Source organism: Aeromonas sp. R5-1, from assembly GCF_040908265.1.
Lineage (GTDB): Bacteria > Pseudomonadota > Gammaproteobacteria > Enterobacterales > Aeromonadaceae > Aeromonas > Aeromonas caviae.
The window spans coordinates 1-16,879 of sequence record NZ_JBFODJ010000013.1; the positions used below are offsets into that span (position 1 = coordinate 1).

Consider the following 16,879-nt stretch of genomic DNA (forward strand, 5'->3'; position numbering starts at 1 on the left):
AGGGTGATGGTGGTGGTGTGTTTGGAGACAGCCAGTTTACCAGCACCCTGTCTGTCAACTTCCACTTCCCCAAGATCCCGCGAAGAACCAAAAATAATCGCCGAATGACTATAGAGGAGAGTCGCCCGGGTGCCACCTGCCAAAAGTGACACCCAACAAGACTCAATTATCACCAAATCCGGAAAATGGCGACGAAATAGGCATCATCATCGTCGATCATGGCGCCTGGATGGCATCAAAAAAATGTTCAGCCAATGCTCGATTCTGTGAGACCAGTCACTGAACCGGCATCAGCAGGCTGTTCATCAGGGCGCGCAGCTTGAGAGGTTTGACCGGTTTGCTCACGTAGCCAAAGCCGTGCTCACGGATCTGTGCCTGCAACTCGCTCTTGCGATCCGCACTGATGATGATGCCGCCGATACCGTTGCCGTGGGCCAGCCTGATCATGTGCAGCGCCTGCAACCCGGTCTTGCCGTCATCCAGGTGATAATCCGACAGCACCAGCGCAGGCAGGAAGCCGCCGCCGATGATCTCTTCCGCCTGCTCCTGGCTCTGGGCACAGCGCACCTCGCAGCCCCAGCGTCCCAGCAGCGAGGCCATGGCGATGAGGATATCCTCCTCGTTGTCGATGCAGAGGATCCTGACCCCTTCCAGCTGGCTGTCCCGCAGGGCCGGGGTCGTCACCTGGCTGGGGATGACGGGCCGGGTCGCGAGGTTCAGGGTGATGGCAAAAACGGACCCCGCTCCGGGCCAGCTGCGCAGGGAGAGCTGATGACCCAGCACCAGCGAGATGCCGCGGGCAATGGCGAGCCCGAGGCCAAGCCCCTGCTCCCTGGCGGTGCGGGAGTGATCGAGGCGGGAAAACTCGTCGAAGATCGCCTCCTGCTTGCCCTCCGGGATGCCGGGGCCGTTATCCCACACCTCGATGCGCACCTTCTCCCCCATGCGGCGACAGCCGAGCAGCACCCGACCGCCGGGGTTGTAGCGAAATGCGTTGGTGAGGAAGTTCTGCAACACCCGCCGCAGCAAGCGCACATCGCTGTAGACCGCAAGGCGGCTCTCCACCACGGAGAACTGGATCCCACCGGCCTGGGCCAGCACGCCGAATTCCGCCTTGAGATTGTCCAGCACATCGCTCAGGGCGAAATCGAGCTTCTTCGCCTTGAACTTGCCCGCCTCGAGGCGCGAGATGTCCAGCAGATCCGTGATGAGATCCTCGGTCGCCCCCAGGGCGTCGTCGATGTGGCGAGCGATGCGAGCCGGTTCGTCCTCCGGGGGCAGCATCTCCAGCAAGGAGGAGGTAAAGAGCTTGGCCGCGTTCAGCGGCTGGGTCAGGTCGTGGCTCACCGCCGCAAGGAACCGGCTCTTGGACTGGTTGGCCCGCTCCACCTGCTGGTTTACCAGCAGCAGTTGGCGGTTGAGTTCGGAGAGCTCGTGGGTGCGCTCGGCCACCCGCGCCTCCAGGTGCTCGTTCGCTTCCCGCAGCACCCGCTCCGCCGCCCTGAACGGGGTGATGTCGGTGAAGGTCATGACAAAGCCCCCCGCAGGCATGGGGTTGCCCTGCATCTCGATGACCCGGCCATCGGGACGCTCCCGCGCCGAGACATGGGGGCTGCCACGCTTCATGAAGGCAACCCGCCGCGCTACCTGGGCCTCGATGTCTCCCTGGCCGCACAACCCCTGTCCAGCGTTGTAGCGGATGATCTCCTCGATGGAACGGCCCACCTGAATGAGACCGGGGGGATAGGAGAATAGCTCGATGTAGCGTCGGTTCCAGGCCACCAGCCTGAGCTCCCTGTCCACCACGGAGATCCCCTGCCCCATGTGTTCGATTGCCCCCTGCAACAGGCCGCGGTTGAAGCGGAACATGTCGGAGGCCTCGTCCACTATGGTCGCGATCTCCTCGAGCTGCATGTTGCGTCCCTGCAGGGCAGAGGCTAGCACCAGGCGGGCGGACGAGGTACCGAATACCCCGGCCAGCAGTCGCTCCGTGTGGGCGATGAGCTCGGCGGAGGCCTGCATCTGGGGCGCCAGGGTGCCTCCCCGTTCGCCCGCGAAGCGGCCGAAGGCCCGCTTGACGCGGCTGGAACCGACGAAGCGGGCCGCCAGCATCTCCAGCTCCTTCACCGAGACCCGCGCATGATAAAGCGCCGAGGTATCCCGGCTCGTCTTGCCGACGAAGTTGGCTGCCTGCAGCCGCTCGCTCACCGCCGCCCGTGACAGCAGGGAGCCCGCCACATAGCCGGCGAGGTTGAGCAGAAGACTCAGGAAGAGGCACCAGGCCCCCAGGCTCAGATCCCGCACCGCCGGCCAGTCTGGGGGCGCCAGCAGGGCTTCGAGAGGGGAGCCAGCCAGCAGTCCGCTCTCCGCCAGCAGGGTCACGAACCAGAGGCTGACCCCGAGGGCGAGCCCGAGATAGACGCCCTTGCGATTGCCATGACGCCAGTACAGGCCGAGCAGCAGGGCCGGTGCGAACTGGGCCACGGCCCCGAACGAGAGATAGCCGATGCGCGACAGACTGGTGAGATCCCCGAGCCAGAGATAGAGCGCCCAGGCCGCCAGCAAAATCAGCAAGATGGCACCCCGACGCACCTGCAGCAGCAACCGCATCAGGCGCTCATCCCGCCCCTGTTGCCAGACCCGGCGCAGCAGGACCGGCAACACCAGATCGTTGCTCACCATGATGGCCAGGGCGATGGTGCAGACGATCACCATGCCGGTGGCCGCCGAGGTGCCGCCGAGAAATGCCAGCATCGCCATGCCGTCGAATCCGAGGGACATGGGGAGGCTTATCACATAGGTATCCGAGGCCATGTCTGCCCCGACCCACTGCTTGCCTGCCAGCGCCAGAGGCCAGATGAAGAGCCCCATCAGGAAGAGATAGAGGGGGAAGATCCAGCGGGCCCAGTGCAGATCCTGCCCCTGGTTGTTCTCCACCACGGTCACGTGAAACTGGCGCGGCAGGCAGATGACGGCGCACATGGCGATCAGGGTGTAGATGGCGAGCTCCAGCAGGCCGCCCGGCGTCACCGCCACCACCGCATCGAGGAAGTCGCCCGCCACCAGGGTACGCGCCTCGCTCGGTCTGGCGATGATGAGCCAGAGCGCAAAGCCCCCCACCGCCATGAAGGCGAGCAGCTTGACCACGGACTCGAAGGCGATGGCCACCACCATGCCCCTGTGGTGCTCGGTGGCATCCAGGTTGCGGGTGCCGAACAGAATGCTGAACAGGGCCAGCAGCAGGGTGACCCCCAGCGCCAGCTCCGCCATGTTGCTGGTGGGGCTGACCCCCGTGCTGTTGGCCATCAGCAGATCGAGCCCGGTGACGATCGCCTTGAGCTGCAGCACCAGATAGGGAAGTATCCCCATGACGGCGATGAGGCTGATCACCATGGCCAGGCGCTGGGACTTGCCATAACGGGCGGCAATGAAATCGGCGATGGAGGTGATGTGCTCGCGCTTGGCCACCAGGATGAGGCGGGCCAGCAGGCGCCAGCCAAACAGGAACACCAGCATGGGGCCCAGGTAGATGGGCACCGGCGACCAGGGGGATTCGCTGGCCTGGCCCACGGTGCCGAAGAAGGTCCAGGAGGTGCAATAGACCGCCAGCGACAGGCTGTAGAGCAGAGGCTGCCCCTTGGGGCGACGGCGCTTGTTCTTGTCCGCCACATAGGCGATGAGGAACAGCAAGCCCAGATAGGCGAGCGACAACCCGATCAGCAGCCATCCTTGGTGCATCTCTCTACTTCCCTTTTCCAGATAAGTCGGAGGCCTGCCGCGCCAGAGACCGGCAGACCTGTGTCATCGGCCCTGTTCAGGGCTCTCTTCACGCAGCCGCAACACGAAGACCGGCAGCACTACCAGCACCATGATAAAGAAGATGCCGCCCCCCAGCGGCTCGAACAGCACGCCGCAGATCGCCATCAGGGCCGCCACCGTCATGCCAAGGCCCAGGGCCGCATAGAGCGCCTGGGTGGGGATCTGCTGCTCCGCGGGCAACTGGCGGGTCATGAAGCGGATGGCGCCGAGGTGGCTGACGCAGAAGGTGACCCCGTGCAGCAGCTGGCCGAGCACCAGCACCGCCAGGTCGGTAGAACTGCCGAGCAGCACCCAGCGCACCACGCAGCCAAGGGCCCCCACCAGAAACAGCGTCTGGGCGCCGAAGCGCTGGAGGAAGCGCTTGTCCGCGGCGAACATGGCGATCTCCGCCACCACTCCCAGAGCCCAGAGATACCCGATCAGGGTGCCGCTGTAGCCGGCGCTCTTCCAGTAGATGGCGCTGAAACCGTAGTAGGCCGCGTGGCTCCCCTGCAGCAGGGCGGTGATGAGCAGGAAGCGGCGCACCGGGGCCGACCTGAGCGTGACGAGCAGCGAGGCCTTGGCCCGCTCCCCTTGCAGCTCCCGGGGGGCGGGTCGCAGCGGCAGCAGGCTGAGCCCCAGCATGATCAGCAGCCCGGCCACCATGGTGTGCAGCACCCAGTCGCTGCCAAAGTTGCCCACCAGGGCCCCCACCAGGGTGGAGGCGACGATAAAGGCAAAGGAGCCGCACAGCCGCACCTTGCCGTAGTCGAGGTGGGTCTGCACCACCATACGGGTGGCAAGCGCCTCTCCCATGGGCATCAGGGTCGGGTAGATGAAGTTGGCCGCCAGGGTCAGCACCACCAGCCACCAGAGGCTGTGGCCCAGATAGAAACCGAGGAAGGCCAGCAGACTCAGCAGACAGAGCAGCCGGGTGACGGGCAGCAACTGGCCGGCTCCCTTGACTCGCCCCATCACCATCAGGTTGCCGGCAAAGCGGATGGCCATGCCCACCCCTAGCAATAGCCCTATCTGTTCAGTACTCACCCCGATGCCTTCCAGCCAGAGCGACCAGAACGGCAGGTAGGCGCCATAAACGAAGTAGAAGGCACCAAAAAACAGGGCTAACCAGGAGAACGCGGGCATAGAGGCTCGGGCTGCATGACAAGGGGCACAAATGATAACCGATTTCGGGGCGGGGATCCCCAGGCGGCATGACAGATAAAAACCATAAATATCAATAAAGTTGAACCTTTGTCACATCCCCCTGTCTATTGGGTAACACCGCTTCCTGATGAGTGTTGCAATCCTTCCACCCGCCCCTGGCGGGTTTCTTTTTTGCAGACGCCGACCTTCATGACAAAAGGGGCCTGAGGGCCCCTTTTCCTTCATGCTGGTCCACGACCATCAGAACACGTACTTGACCCGTGCACTGAGGTTGCGGCCAGGCTTGGTCTGCTTGCTGGTATCTGCGGTGGCGGCAAGGCCGGTGATGCTCTCGTAGCTCACGTACTCCTTGTCAAACAGGTTGAACACCCCCACGTTGAGCTGCAGGTCCTGCACCGGCTTGAACTGGGCATAGAGATCCACCACGCCCCAGCCTGCGCTCTTGATGTTGTCGTTGCCTCGCGCATCCTTGCCCACCTTGTCCATGTCGTCGGCAAAGCGCAATGCGGTGTTGATGTTCCAGTTCGGCTGCTCCAGACGCACTCCGACGCTGCCGTTCAGGGGGCTCAGGCTGTTGATGTAGTTGCCCTCGCCATCCTTGCCCTCGATGTAGGCCAGGTTGCCCCAGACGTTGACCAGCTCGTTCAACCAGTAGTCCGCCTTGGCCTCGGCCCCCTTGGTGGTCGCCTTGTCCAGGTTCTGGTACTGATAGAGGGCGGTACGGCCTTCGGTGCCCACGGCCGTCAGTTCGATGAAGTCGTCGAACTTGTTGTAGAAGGTGGCCACTTCATAGCTGAACCCGCCACGGCTGCCGCGCACCCCCAGATCGATGCCGTCGCTGCTCTCTGGCTTGAGGTTCGGGTTGGGCTCGATGCGATAGCCATACGCCTGGTGGTTCAGGGTGGAGAAGGCGTTGTCATACATGGGCGCCTTGAAGCCGTGGCTGTACTGGGCGAACAGGTTCGCCGCCTCGTGCGCCTTGAACACCAGCCCCAGCTTGGGAGAGAACTCCCCTTCGGAGATCTTCTTCATGTTCTCGCCCGTGTAGGCGGGATCCTCGTCCGGGGTCATCTTGTAGTAGTCGTAACGCACGCCCGGGGTCAGCACCCAGCGCTCGCCGAACTTGATCTCGTCAAAGGCCCAGAGCGCACTGCGCTCGCTGGTGGTGGAGGGGAAGCTCAGCTCGTTGTAGCCGACGAAGTCACCCGGAACGGTCGGCCCCTTGAAGCGGGTGCGCTCGTTGTCGGTGTGCTCGTATTCCAGGCCCCAGGCCAGACGCTGGCTGGCGAGCGCCTTGTTGAACTTCACCTGGGCGCCCAGGCTCTCCTGCTCGAAACCGTTGTGATCCAGGGAGTTCTTGGTCACATAGGGGTTGCCCGGTATGACCGGATACTTGGACGAAGCGTACTGATCCAGGGTCTGCTTGGCGCGGCTGTAGTAGATCTTGCTGTCCACGCGATCCGCCCAGAGGGCGTTCAGGGCGAGGCCATGATCCAGTACCAGGGAGAGGTTGTCGGTCTCCTTGTCGGTAATGGGCTGGTTGAAGACGGAGCCCGCCTTGGTCAGATCGATGGCATCCGGATCCTGCCCCTCGGTGAAGTAATCCACCGTCAGTTTCAGGAACTGATCATCGGAGAGATTCCACTTGCTCTTGAACAGCACGGCCTGGCTGACGATGTCGAACTCGTTCTTGTCGCCGTCATAATTCTGGGTGACACCGCCATCGCGCCAGGTGTAGCGCAGCAGGTTCTCGACTTCCCCGGTGCGCAGCGCCCCCGTGATGCCGGCCATTCTCTGGTGGCTGCTGGAGGCATAACCCGTGGTCGCATCCAGATAGCTGTCGCGGCCCTTGAGGAAGTCGCCAGCATCCTTGGTGGTGATGGCAATGACGCCTCCCAGAGCATCGGAACCGTAAGCGGCCGAGGCCGGCCCTTTGGCCACTTCCACCTGCTTGATCATGTCGGTGTCGAAGTAGGTCTGACCCACGCCGCCATTCTTGTAGGCATCGTTCTGGCGCACACCGTCCTGCACCACCTTGACCCGGTTTTCGCTCATGCCGCGAATGGTGAAGGTTTGGGCATCTCCTGCTCCTCCCTGCACGCTCACCCCGGGCTCATAGCGGAACAGATCGGCGACGTTGCTGACGACCTGCTCTTCAATCTGCTCCGAGGTAATGACGGCGATGGGACCGGAAACATCTTCCAGCTTCTGTTCCATCCGGGAGCCGCTGACGACCATGACTTCATCGGCTTTCTTGTCTGCGGCGAAAGTGGGGGAGATCAGCCCGGCCGCCACGGCGAGGGCTATCAGGGAGGGGGTGTTGTTGTGCGCCACTGCAAAGTCCTTATTGAGAATTATTATCAAGCGGAAGGCATATTACCCCGCCAGAGACAAAGATCAATAATAAAGTGAATCATTCTCATTTCACTTTATCGTCATTCCCCCTTACACTGGCGCCACTTTTTCGCTCGCCATGCCGCCATCCCATGGTGCAGCCTTTTCCCATCCCCTGTTTCTTGAGTGAGTAACCATGATCCGACGACTCCCCCTACTCGCCCTGCCCCTGCTGCTGGCCGCCTGCGCCACCACGTCGCAGAACACCCCACCCGAGACCCTCTATGACGCACGGCTCGATACGGCCCAGGGGCAGGCGTTGACCTTCGAGCAGGCGGTGGCGCGGGTGGCGGATGCCGACATCGTGCTGGTGGGGGAGCTTCACACTCACCCGGCCATCCATCTGTTGCAGGCACGTCTGCTGGCGGGGCTTGACGAGATGTCGCAAGCCGATGGCCGGGCCCTGGTACTCTCCATGGAGCAGTTCAGCCGCGCCGATCAGCCGGTGCTGGATGCCTACCTGGCCGGACGCATCGGCGAATCGGCCCTCATTCGAGATGGCCATGCCTGGCCCAACTACCAGAGTGATTACCGCCCTCTGGTGGAGTTTGCCAAGGCGCAGCACCTGCCAGTGATCGCCGCCAATGCCCCCAAACCCCTGGTGAGCTGCGTCGGTCAGGAGGGACCGGCCTGGCTCGACAAACTGCCGGCCAATCGCCGCAGCCAGCTTGCCCGCGAGCTGACTCTGGGGGATGACGGCTACCGCCAGAAGTTCATGGCTTCCATGCACCATGGGGATGCGGACGGCAACGCCCGTCGCTTCGCCGCCCAGACCAGCTGGGACGACACCATGGCCGAAAGCATGGTGGATTATCTGGGCAAGCATCCCGGCAGGCGCATCATGCATATCGCAGGCAACTTCCACGTGGAGGGGGGACTCGGGATCGCCAGTCGCATCGCCAGCCGCAATCCGGCACTCAAGGTGGCACTCATCGTGCCGCAAACCAGTGACGAGACAGCCCCCGGGAGAGACGCAGACGTCAGGGTCCACATCGCTCCCCTGCCGGAACGCTGGCTAAATGCAAAGGAAATGAAGCAAGATATGGGCGCACTGCATCAATCCCGAAGCCGTGACTGCAGCCAATGGTTGCAACCCTCAAAATAGCCCAAGGATTTCATATGGATGTGTTACTCGTCATCGACATGCAACAGGGGTTGTTCGATAACCCCCGCCATCAGGATGCCCAGGTCATCGCCAACATCAATCGTCTGGCCGATCGCGTGCGGGGCCAACACGGACGGGTCATCTATGTGCAACACGACGAACCGGGTTCCGAGCTGGAACCTGGCAGTGCGGGCTGGCAACTGCACGCCGATCTGGCCCCGTCTCCCCACGACAGCCGGGTGCGCAAGACCGCCTGTGACAGCTTCCTCGACACCGAGCTCGGCTTCCTGCTGGCAGAGCAGTCGGTAGACAGACTGCTCATCTGCGGCTGTGCCACCGACTTTTGCGTCGATACCACGTTGCGCAGCGCCGCCGCCAGGGGCTTTGACGCCTTTGCGGTGACCGACGCCCATACCACGGCGGACAGGCCGCACCTGAGTGCGGAGCAGATCATCCAGCACCACCACTTCATGTGGCGGCATCTGAGCCTGCCTCAAGGCAGAAGCGTGACCCTGCTCACGACGGATGAGCTGCTGGCCACCATTCAACCCGAGCGGGCGTGTTAAGCTGCCCGTCCTGATGTGAACACCCGATTGGAGTCTTGTGTGCGTCTACTCTCTGCCGTTGCCCTCACGCTGCTGTTACCGGCGCTCACCGCCTGCTCCGGCTTGCCGGGGGCAGCACCCGATGGCCCGGCCCCCCTGTTCCACACCCATATCAGCGACGACGGGAGCAAGCGCTTCACCTTCGAGGCCGCCCCTCTCGACGTCCTGCCCACCCGGTTGCAGGAGGGAGATGACAACCGGCTGAGCCGCCGCGACAAGAGCCTGCTGGAACGCCGGGAAGCCCTGCAGGACGAGCAGCTCACCCAGATGCTGGCCACGCGCAAGTATTGCCGAAGCGGCTATATCGTCCTCAGCCAGACCTCCTGGAAGATCCGCGGGGAATGCAACGAGAGCGCCACCCAGGCCGATCGCGATGCCTTCCCCAACCAGGCAGGCTGGCAAGAGTAACCCGGGACATAACAACAAAATGGGCAGCCCAGGCTGCCCGTTTTCTCATCTCGCTAATTGTTCCCTCAAACGGGTTCATCCGCCGGGCTGGTCAGCTCGGCGCCATTGTCGATGCGTTTGTGCCCTTCCACCAGGTGAACGAAGTCCACCAGTTCGTCGCCGGAGACACGGAACGCCTGACCGAATCCCTTGACGAACAGTCCCTGCTCGGGCTTGAGCCTAAACAGCACGAAGTCCTTGAGGTTGGAGAGCCCTTTGACTATCTCGCCGAAGCGCCCTTCCAGCGCCGCAACGGCCTTCTCCCAGCGTGCGTCGTCGCGGGCCACCACCTCGGCGACCGCATCGAAGGTCAGACGCTTGCGGGCAAACAGCTCGCGGGCACCGGTTTCGTCCTCGATCAGCATCAGCGATACCTTGGGCACCTGTTGCAGGTTGCGGGCGTGGCGAGCTATCTCGGAGATGAGCACATAGTATCCATCTTCCTGCAGCACGAAGGGGGCATAGCTGGCATTGGGGTTGCCTTCGCCATCCACAGTGGCGAGCTGCAGGGTACGGCAACCGTCGCGGAACTCGCGGATCTCCGGTTGCAGGCGGTTTTGCAGGCGCTCCTGACGTTCACTCATGCTTTCACTTCCTCTTGATACTGACGGCGCAGGGCCATGAAACGCTCCACCTGCTCAGGCAGCAGATGACGCTGCTCGTCCCGGCCCAGGTAGATCTTGAAAATGCAGCGGCCACTGTGGCCGAAGAACTGGAAGGAGTGCCCCTCCTTGCCCATGAAGAGCTTGCTGACCAGGGCGATGCCCGCCACGTTGTCGAGCTTGAGGTGGCCGTGCAGTTCGCCGTCCCGCCCCATCAGGTTGTAGTAGCCGCGCGCGTTCTTGCCCTTGGGGAAGGGAGCCTTCACCTCGAAGATGGAGCCATCGGATTCGACGATGGTGGTCACCTGACCCCAGCTGGACAGGTCCGCCAGCAGGGCTTCGGCCTCCCCGGCCGGCACTGACGTCATCAGGGCGGCAGGCAGATGGCGTACCACCTCCCACTCGCTGACGGCCAGCTCGGTGGCGATAGTGGACGGGTGGGCACTGGGGTCTTGCTCCAGCAGCGCGTGAATGCGTTGTGCAATGCTCATCGGTTCTCCCTGGATGATCTGGCGATGGTGCTCGGTGTCGCGACGGATACTGTAATAAAGCGCCCCAAGTAACGCAATTGATAATCGCTTTCATTCTCAGTGCATTTTGGTGGGCGACTTGATATTCTCGGCGGCAACCTTATTTCATTCACCCTTCGGAGGTTCGCATGGGCCGTCGTTTTGCCCTCGCATTCAGCCTGCTCGGCTGTGCCCTTTCCCTCTCTTCCCCATCCGTCATGGCGGTGGAGCGTATCGTCAGCATAGGCCCGGCCACCACGGAACTCATCCTGGCGCTGGGGGGCGAGCAGAGCCTGGTCGCCACCGATGTCAGCAGTCCGGAGCCCAGAGGCGTGCCCAAGGTCGGCTATCACCGCGCCCTCGCCGCCGAAGGGATCCTGAGCCTCTCTCCGACCCTGGTGGTCGGCAGCGACGAGATGGGCCCGAACAGCACGCTTGATCAGTTGCGCCGTGCCAACGTCAAGGTCGAGGTCATGGCCACAGCCCCTACGCTGGCCAACCTCAACGAGCGTATCGACACCCTGGCCCATCTCCTGGGTGACCAGACGGCAGGGAGCAAGCTCAAGGAGCAAATTGCCGCCCAGAGCGACACCCTGGCGGCGCAGGCGAAGCAGAACAAGCCCCTCAAGGTCGCCTTCCTGCTGCTGCACAAGGGTCAGCCCACCAGCATCGCTGGCGGCAACACCACCGCCAGCGCCCTCGTCACCCTGGCGGGCGGCGTCAATCCGGTGGCTGGGCTCCACGACTACAAGCCCGTTTCCACCGAATCCCTCATCGAGCTGCAACCGGATCTGGTGTTGGTGAGCGGCCGCGACTGGCAGCAGTATCAGGATCCCGACGCCGTCCTGAGCCAGGTGCCCGCCCTGTCAGCCACCCCGGCAGGCAAGAACAAGGCCATCCACGCCATCGACGGACATGCCCTGCAAGGGGGCCTCAGCCTTCGTTCCCTGCAACAGGCGAACCAGATCGCCCAGTGGATCAAGCAGGGTTCCTGATGCGCCTGCCTCTGCCCTGGCTGCTCGCCCTGACCGGCTGCGCGCTGGCGTTGCTGCTGGTCGGGTCCCTCGCGACCGGCCCCATGTCCCTCTCCCTTGGCGAGAGCCTGCGCGCCCTGTTTGCCGGACCACAGAGCGGGATTGAGGCTCACAAATTATTGATCGTGCAGGAGATCCGTCTGCCACGAACCCTGCTCTGCATCGCCGTGGGGGGCATTCTCGGCCTCTGCGGCGCCGTCATGCAGGGACTGTTTCGCAACCCCCTGGCAGACCCCGGCATCATAGGGGTGTCGGGCGGGGCGGCACTCGGCGCGGCCCTGGCCATCGTGCTGCTCGCTCCGCTGGGCTCGCACCTGCAGAGCCTGCTCGGCCTGGGGTTGCTGCCCCTGCTCGCCTTTCTCGGCGGAGCCCTCACCACCACCCTCGTCTATCTGCTGGGTACCCGGGAAGGGGGCACCTCGGTCACCGTGATGCTGCTGGCCGGGGTGGCCATCACGGCGCTCTCCGGTGCCGTCATCGGACTGCTCACCTATCTCGCGGACGATCAGATGCTGCGCAACCTGAGTCTGTGGCAGATGGGCTCCCTGGCGGCAGGCAAGCCGGTCGATGTGACGCTGGCGCTGCTGACCCTGGCCGCTTTGCTGCTGCTGTTCATGCGCGATGCCAATCCCCTCAACGCCCTGCTGCTGGGAGAGGGAGAGGCACGGCATCTGGGGGTGAACGTGCAGACGCTGAAGCGTCGCCTCATCCTGCTCACCGCTGCTGGTGTCGGCGTGGCGGTGGCCGTGGCCGGCATGATCGGCTTTGTCGGTCTGGTGGTTCCCCATCTGGTACGGCTGCTGGCCGGTCCCAACCATGTCCGCCTGCTCCCGCTGTCTGCCCTGCTGGGGGCTGGCCTGCTGCTGGGGGCCGACATGCTGGCGCGTACCCTGCTCGCTCCGGCCGAGCTGCCGGTCGGCATCATCACCGCCCTGCTGGGTGCCCCTTTCTTCATCTGGCTCTTGGTCAAGAGCCGACGAACCCTGTAACAGGAGATCGCCACCTTGCCCGGATACCCCTCCCCCCTTCTCAGTTGCCGGGGTCTTCGCCTCAGTCGTGGCAACCGGCTTATCCTGGACAGCCTGGATCTCGACCTGCATGCCGGCAGCCTGACCGCCCTGCTCGGCCCCAACGGGGCGGGCAAAAGCTCACTGCTCAAGTGCCTGACCGGCGAGCTGGAACATGAAGGGGAGATCCACCTGTTCGGCCAGACCCGCAGGGGGTGGGCCGACAACGCTCTGGCCCACCGGGTCGGCGTGCTGCCGCAAAGCTCCTCCTTGAGCTTCCCCTTCCTGTGCGAAGAGGTGGTGGCCATGGGCCGGCTGCCCCACAGCGAGCCTGCCAGCCGGCGCGACGAGATAGTCCGCGCCGCCATGACCCACGCCGGGGTGGATCACCTGACGGGCCGCCTCTACCCCGGCCTCTCCGGCGGGGAGCGCCAGCGGGTGCAGTTCGCCCGGGTGCTGGCCCAGATCTGGCAGGCCCCGGACGAACCGCAGCAGGCGCGGCTGCTGCTGCTCGACGAACCCACCTCGGCCCTCGACCTCAAGTACCAGCACCAGCTGCTCACCATGGCCCGGGCGCTGGCCGGTCGCAACACCGCCGTGCTGGTGGTGTTGCACGACCTCAATCTGGCAGCCCGCTACGCCGATAGGCTGGTGATGCTGGAGCAGGGCAGGCTGATGGCTGACGGCAGCGCAGGCGAGGTGCTGACTCCGGCGCTCATCGCGCGCCTCTACGACTACCCCGCCCAGGTGATCCACCACCCCGAGAGCGGCGTCCCCATGGTGGTGTGACACCCCGGGACAGATAGCAACAGAGCGCCATCAGGCGCTCTGTTTTTTTGCGGTATCCAGCCTTGGGCTGACCTGCAGGGCAACTTCCCTGGGCACATCAGGCTATCTGGTAGCGCCCCGGCTTGTGATTGAGTGTCAACACCAGGTTACAGATGATGGCAGCCACCACGGAAAGCGCCAGCAGCCAGGGGGAGACCACGAAGAATGAGGCAACCACGATGGCGCAATCCAGCCCCATTTGCAGCTTGCCTGCCCGCACACCCCATCTGTCCTGAATGAAGAGCGCCAGGATGTTGAAGCCCCCCAGGCTCGCCTTGTGGCGGAACATGATGAGCAGCCCCATGCCGATCAGGGTGCCGCCGATCAGCGCCGCATAGACGGGTTCGATCTTGCCGATTTGCAGCACGGCGTTGAGGTGATCCGTCATGAAGGAGACAGTGGCCACGGCGGCAAAGGTATTGAGGGTGAAGCGCGGCCCCATTCTGAGCCAGGCCAAGACATAGAACGGCAGGTTCATGCAGAAGAACAGCAGGCCGAAGCTCAGCCCCGTCAGCTGCTGCAACAGCAGCGCCAGCCCGGCGGTGCCGCCGGTGAGCAGGCCGACCTGGTGAAACAGGAAGATGCCGAGGGAGACGAAGCCTGCCGCGGTCAGCAGGGCGAGCACATCCTCATAGAGCGGATGCACCGAGCGGGGTTTGTTGTCCATAACCTATGTCCATAGCGAAGTGAAAGAGTGTCTATGCCCCTGGTGGAGGCGCGAGCCCCTTGTACCGGGGCTTCGTTATGGACACAGTGTCCGATTTCAGTGAGCCGGATCACAAGTACGCGACGATATGCGCCAAAATGGTGCGCGTCAGCATGGCGTTACAACCCTTGCACCAAAATAACGCTCCCCCGAAAACTGACAGCAGCCTGAAAAAGCGGACGGTTCCCGCTGCTCGCGGCAGCGAATCGTTCTAGAATGAGTGCCTTGCAATTGCCTGCGGAGCAACAGTAGATGAGAGTCGCCGTATTCGGGATAGGTTATGTGGGGTTGGTCCAGGCCGCCGTACTGGCCGAGATGGGTCACCAGGTAACCTGCGTGGATGTGGATGCCGCCAAGGTCGGCCGGCTGAAAGAAGGCATCATCCCCATCTTCGAACCCGGCCTGGCCCCCATGGTGCAGGCCAACCACCAGGCCGGTCGCCTGCACTTCACCACGGACGTGGCCGAGGGGGTGGGCTTCGCCGAGCTCATCTTCATCGCGGTCGGCACCCCGCCGGATGAGGACGGCTCAGCCGATCTGCAGCACGTGCTGGCGGTGGCCGGCACCATAGGCCGCCTGATGCAGGCTGGCAAAGTCGTGATCAACAAGAGCACGGTACCGGTCGGCACCGCCACCAAGGTGCGCCGGCACATCGAGGCCATACTGCGCGAGCGCGGCGTCGAACTGCCGCTCGAGGTGGTCTCCAACCCGGAGTTTCTCAAGGAAGGGGCCGCGGTGGCCGACTGCCTGCGGCCGGATCGCATCATCATCGGCACCGGCTCGGCCCATGCCATGTCCCTGCTGGAGGAGCTCTACGCCCCCTTCAACCGCCAGCACGATCGCATCATCCAGATGGATGAGCGCAGCGCCGAGCTGACCAAGTACGCCGCCAACGCCATGCTGGCCACCAAGATCTCCTTCATGAACGAGATGGCCAATCTGGCGGAGAAGCTGGGGGCCGATATCGAGGCGGTGCGCAAGGGCATAGGCGCGGATCCGCGCATCGGTTACCACTTCATCTACCCGGGCTGCGGCTACGGCGGCTCCTGCTTCCCGAAGGACGTGAAGGCGCTGATCCACACCGCGAGCGAGATCGGCTGCGAGGCGCCCCTGCTGCGCTCGGTGGAGAAGGTCAACGATCGCCAGAAGCACAAGCTCATCGAGCGGCTGCACCAGCACTTCGGCGCCGACTTGAGCGGCCGCACCTTCGCGATCTGGGGGCTCGCCTTCAAGCCCAACACCGACGACATGCGCGAGGCGCCGAGCCGGGTGCTGATGGAGGCCATCTGGACCGCCGGCGGCAAGGTGCAGGCGTTCGATCCCCAGGCCATGAGCGAGGCCCAACACCTCTATGGCCTGCGGGACGACCTGACCCTGTGCGGCACCCAGGAGGCGGCCCTCAAGGGCGCCGATGCCCTGCTGATCTGCACCGAGTGGCAGCAGTTCCGCGCCCCCGACTTCGAGCTGATCCAGCAGACCCTGAAGCAGGCCGTCATCATCGACGGTCGCAACCTCTACGATCCGGCCCGCCTGCGCCAGCGCGGCTTCACCTATTACGCCATCGGCCGAGGCGACAGCCTGGAACAGGCGCACGGTCTGGGGCAGCCGCGATGAAGTATCTCGTCACCGGCGCAGCCGGTTTCATCGGCTTTCACCTGGCGCAGCGGCTGTGCGGCGAGGGTCACGAGGTGGTTGGCATCGACAACCTCAACGACTACTACGAGGTGAGCCTGAAGGAGGCGCGCCTAGCCCTGCTCACGCCTCTGCCCGGCTTTCGCTTCGAGCGCACCGATCTCGCGGACCGCGCGGCCATGGCCTCGCTCTTTGCCCGCGAGCAGTTTGACCGGGTGATCCATCTGGGGGCCCAGGCCGGGGTGCGCTACTCCCTGGACAACCCCTTCGCCTACGCCGACAGCAACCTCACCGGCACGCTTACCGTGCTGGAGGGGTGCCGCCATCACGGGGTCAAGCACCTGGTCTACGCCTCGTCCAGCTCGGTGTACGGCCTGAACGAGCAGATGCCGTTCAAGACCTCGGACGGGGTGGATCACCCCGTCTCCCTCTACGCGGCGAGCAAGAAGGCCAACGAGCTGATGGCCCACTCCTACTCCCACCTCTACGGCCTGCCCACCACCGGCCTGCGCTTCTTCACCGTCTATGGCCCCTGGGGTCGCCCCGACATGGCGCTGTTCAAGTTCGTGCGCGCCATCCTCGCGGGGGAGCCCATCGACATCTACAACCAGGGCCAGCTCAGCCGGGACTTCACCCATGTCGACGACATCGTGGAGGGGATAGTGCGGGTCGTGGATCGGCCGCCGGTCGGCGACTCGAACTGGCGGGGGCAGACCGACGCCAGCCCGGCGCCCTATCGCCTCTACAACATCGGCAACGGCAGCCCGGTGCGGCTGCTGGACTTCGTGGAGGCCATCGAGACGGCACTCGGCAAACGGGCGATCCGCAACATGCTGCCGATGCAGCCCGGCGACGTGCTCGCCACCTGGGCCGACACAGAGGCGCTGTTCGAGGCGACCGGCTATCGCCCCAAGGTAGGGTTGACCGAAGGGGTCGAGAGCTTTGTGAAGTGGTACAGGGAGTACTACAGGATCTGACCGCACAGGATCATCCAAATAGAAAGGGGCTGCCAATGGCAGCCCCTCTGTTTATCCGGCTTACTCTC

Annotated in this window: 14 protein-coding genes; 8 read left to right on the top strand and 6 right to left on the bottom strand. The window is 63.9% G+C overall.

Translation table 11 applies throughout. The features are described 5' to 3' along the window. Nucleotides 1-276 precede the first annotated feature (276 nt). The 3 genes from AB5Y64_RS01680 to AB5Y64_RS01690 form a co-directional block, all read right to left on the bottom strand. A complete protein-coding gene (locus AB5Y64_RS01680; RefSeq protein WP_043152611.1) occupies nucleotides 277-3,738 on the bottom strand; it encodes a PAS domain-containing hybrid sensor histidine kinase/response regulator in 3,462 nt (1,153 codons plus the stop codon). A gap of 63 nt (nucleotides 3,739-3,801) precedes the next feature. Then, the gene (locus AB5Y64_RS01685; RefSeq protein ID WP_010673233.1) at nucleotides 3,802-4,944 is read right to left on the bottom strand and encodes a 3-phenylpropionate MFS transporter; all 1,143 of its coding nucleotides are present in this window, start codon (nucleotides 4,942-4,944) and stop codon (nucleotides 3,802-3,804) included. 261 nt (nucleotides 4,945-5,205) lie between these two features. Continuing rightward, a complete protein-coding gene (locus AB5Y64_RS01690; RefSeq protein ID WP_368203131.1) occupies nucleotides 5,206-7,299 on the bottom strand; it encodes a TonB-dependent hemoglobin/transferrin/lactoferrin family receptor in 2,094 nt (697 codons plus the stop codon). A gap of 196 nt (nucleotides 7,300-7,495) precedes the next feature. On the opposite strand from AB5Y64_RS01690, the gene AB5Y64_RS01695 reads away from it, so the two are divergent. From AB5Y64_RS01695 to AB5Y64_RS01705, 3 genes are read left to right on the top strand one after another with little or no spacing between them, the layout of a single operon-like run. Beyond that, on the top strand, nucleotides 7,496-8,464 hold the full coding sequence (locus AB5Y64_RS01695) for a ChaN family lipoprotein (protein ID WP_113978651.1): 969 nt from the start codon (nucleotides 7,496-7,498) through the stop codon (nucleotides 8,462-8,464). 14 nt (nucleotides 8,465-8,478) lie between these two features. After that, on the top strand, nucleotides 8,479-9,030 hold the full coding sequence (locus AB5Y64_RS01700; RefSeq protein ID WP_039040040.1) for a cysteine hydrolase family protein: 552 nt from the start codon (nucleotides 8,479-8,481) through the stop codon (nucleotides 9,028-9,030). A 39-nt stretch (nucleotides 9,031-9,069) separates the two neighbouring features. Continuing rightward, complete coding sequence (locus AB5Y64_RS01705; RefSeq protein WP_041211184.1) at nucleotides 9,070-9,477, top strand: hypothetical protein; 408 nt, start codon at nucleotides 9,070-9,072, stop codon at nucleotides 9,475-9,477. Nucleotides 9,478-9,542: 65 nt separating this feature from the next. On the opposite strand, the gene hutZ is transcribed toward AB5Y64_RS01705, so the two are convergent. Next, complete coding sequence (gene hutZ, locus AB5Y64_RS01710) at nucleotides 9,543-10,100, bottom strand: heme utilization protein HutZ (RefSeq protein ID WP_010673228.1); 558 nt, start codon at nucleotides 10,098-10,100, stop codon at nucleotides 9,543-9,545. Then, nucleotides 10,097-10,609 carry a heme utilization cystosolic carrier protein HutX gene (gene hutX / locus AB5Y64_RS01715; protein ID WP_368203132.1) on the bottom strand — a complete coding sequence of 171 codons (513 nt, stop codon included), beginning with the start codon at nucleotides 10,607-10,609 and terminating at the stop codon, nucleotides 10,097-10,099. Before hutX ends, hutZ begins: the two co-directional genes overlap by 4 nt. A gap of 167 nt (nucleotides 10,610-10,776) precedes the next feature. Between hutX and AB5Y64_RS01720 the strand changes: the two genes are divergently transcribed. Genes AB5Y64_RS01720 through AB5Y64_RS01730 form a run of 3 tightly spaced genes read left to right on the top strand, consistent with a single transcriptional unit; the run spans nucleotide 10,777 to nucleotide 13,457 of the window. Continuing rightward, nucleotides 10,777-11,622: a hemin ABC transporter substrate-binding protein gene (locus AB5Y64_RS01720; protein ID WP_041211182.1), complete on the top strand. Its 846-nt coding sequence runs from the start codon at nucleotides 10,777-10,779 to the stop codon at nucleotides 11,620-11,622. After that, nucleotides 11,619-12,650, top strand: a complete 1,032-nt coding sequence (locus AB5Y64_RS01725; RefSeq protein WP_039040072.1) for an iron ABC transporter permease — start codon at nucleotides 11,619-11,621, stop codon at nucleotides 12,648-12,650. Before AB5Y64_RS01720 ends, AB5Y64_RS01725 begins: the two co-directional genes overlap by 4 nt. A 15-nt stretch (nucleotides 12,651-12,665) precedes the next feature. Continuing rightward, a complete protein-coding gene (locus AB5Y64_RS01730) occupies nucleotides 12,666-13,457 on the top strand; it encodes a heme ABC transporter ATP-binding protein (RefSeq protein ID WP_368203134.1) in 792 nt (263 codons plus the stop codon). 97 nt (nucleotides 13,458-13,554) lie between these two features. On the opposite strand, the gene AB5Y64_RS01735 is transcribed toward AB5Y64_RS01730, so the two are convergent. Next, nucleotides 13,555-14,163, bottom strand: coding sequence for a YitT family protein (locus AB5Y64_RS01735; RefSeq protein WP_368203135.1), 609 nt, complete (start codon nucleotides 14,161-14,163; stop codon nucleotides 13,555-13,557). A gap of 291 nt (nucleotides 14,164-14,454) precedes the next feature. Between AB5Y64_RS01735 and AB5Y64_RS01740 the strand changes: the two genes are divergently transcribed. Continuing rightward, nucleotides 14,455-15,816, top strand: a complete 1,362-nt coding sequence (locus tag AB5Y64_RS01740; protein ID WP_323937449.1) for a UDP-glucose/GDP-mannose dehydrogenase family protein — start codon at nucleotides 14,455-14,457, stop codon at nucleotides 15,814-15,816. Beyond that, on the top strand, nucleotides 15,813-16,811 hold the full coding sequence (locus AB5Y64_RS01745; protein ID WP_368203137.1) for an NAD-dependent epimerase: 999 nt from the start codon (nucleotides 15,813-15,815) through the stop codon (nucleotides 16,809-16,811). Before AB5Y64_RS01740 ends, AB5Y64_RS01745 begins: the two co-directional genes overlap by 4 nt. Nucleotides 16,812-16,879: the final 68 nt, after the last annotated feature.

What these genes read in the sequence shown, in the direction of transcription:
- AB5Y64_RS01680 (WP_043152611.1), bottom strand. Translation starts at nt 3,738, where the DNA reads ATGCACCAAGGATGGCTGCTGATCGGGTTGTCGCTCGCCTATCTGGGC.
- AB5Y64_RS01685 (WP_010673233.1), bottom strand. Translation starts at nt 4,944, where the DNA reads ATGCCCGCGTTCTCCTGGTTAGCCCTGTTTTTTGGTGCCTTCTACTTC.
- AB5Y64_RS01695 (WP_113978651.1), top strand. Translation starts at nt 7,496, where the DNA reads ATGATCCGACGACTCCCCCTACTCGCCCTGCCCCTGCTGCTGGCCGCC.
- AB5Y64_RS01700 (WP_039040040.1), top strand. Translation starts at nt 8,479, where the DNA reads ATGGATGTGTTACTCGTCATCGACATGCAACAGGGGTTGTTCGATAAC.
- hutZ (WP_010673228.1), bottom strand. Translation starts at nt 10,100, where the DNA reads ATGAGTGAACGTCAGGAGCGCCTGCAAAACCGCCTGCAACCGGAGATC.
- hutX (WP_368203132.1), bottom strand. Translation starts at nt 10,609, where the DNA reads ATGAGCATTGCACAACGCATTCACGCGCTGCTGGAGCAAGACCCCAGT.
- AB5Y64_RS01720 (WP_041211182.1), top strand. Translation starts at nt 10,777, where the DNA reads ATGGGCCGTCGTTTTGCCCTCGCATTCAGCCTGCTCGGCTGTGCCCTT.
- AB5Y64_RS01735 (WP_368203135.1), bottom strand. Translation starts at nt 14,163, where the DNA reads ATGGACAACAAACCCCGCTCGGTGCATCCGCTCTATGAGGATGTGCTC.
- AB5Y64_RS01740 (WP_323937449.1), top strand. Translation starts at nt 14,455, where the DNA reads ATGAGAGTCGCCGTATTCGGGATAGGTTATGTGGGGTTGGTCCAGGCC.
- AB5Y64_RS01745 (WP_368203137.1), top strand. Translation starts at nt 15,813, where the DNA reads ATGAAGTATCTCGTCACCGGCGCAGCCGGTTTCATCGGCTTTCACCTG.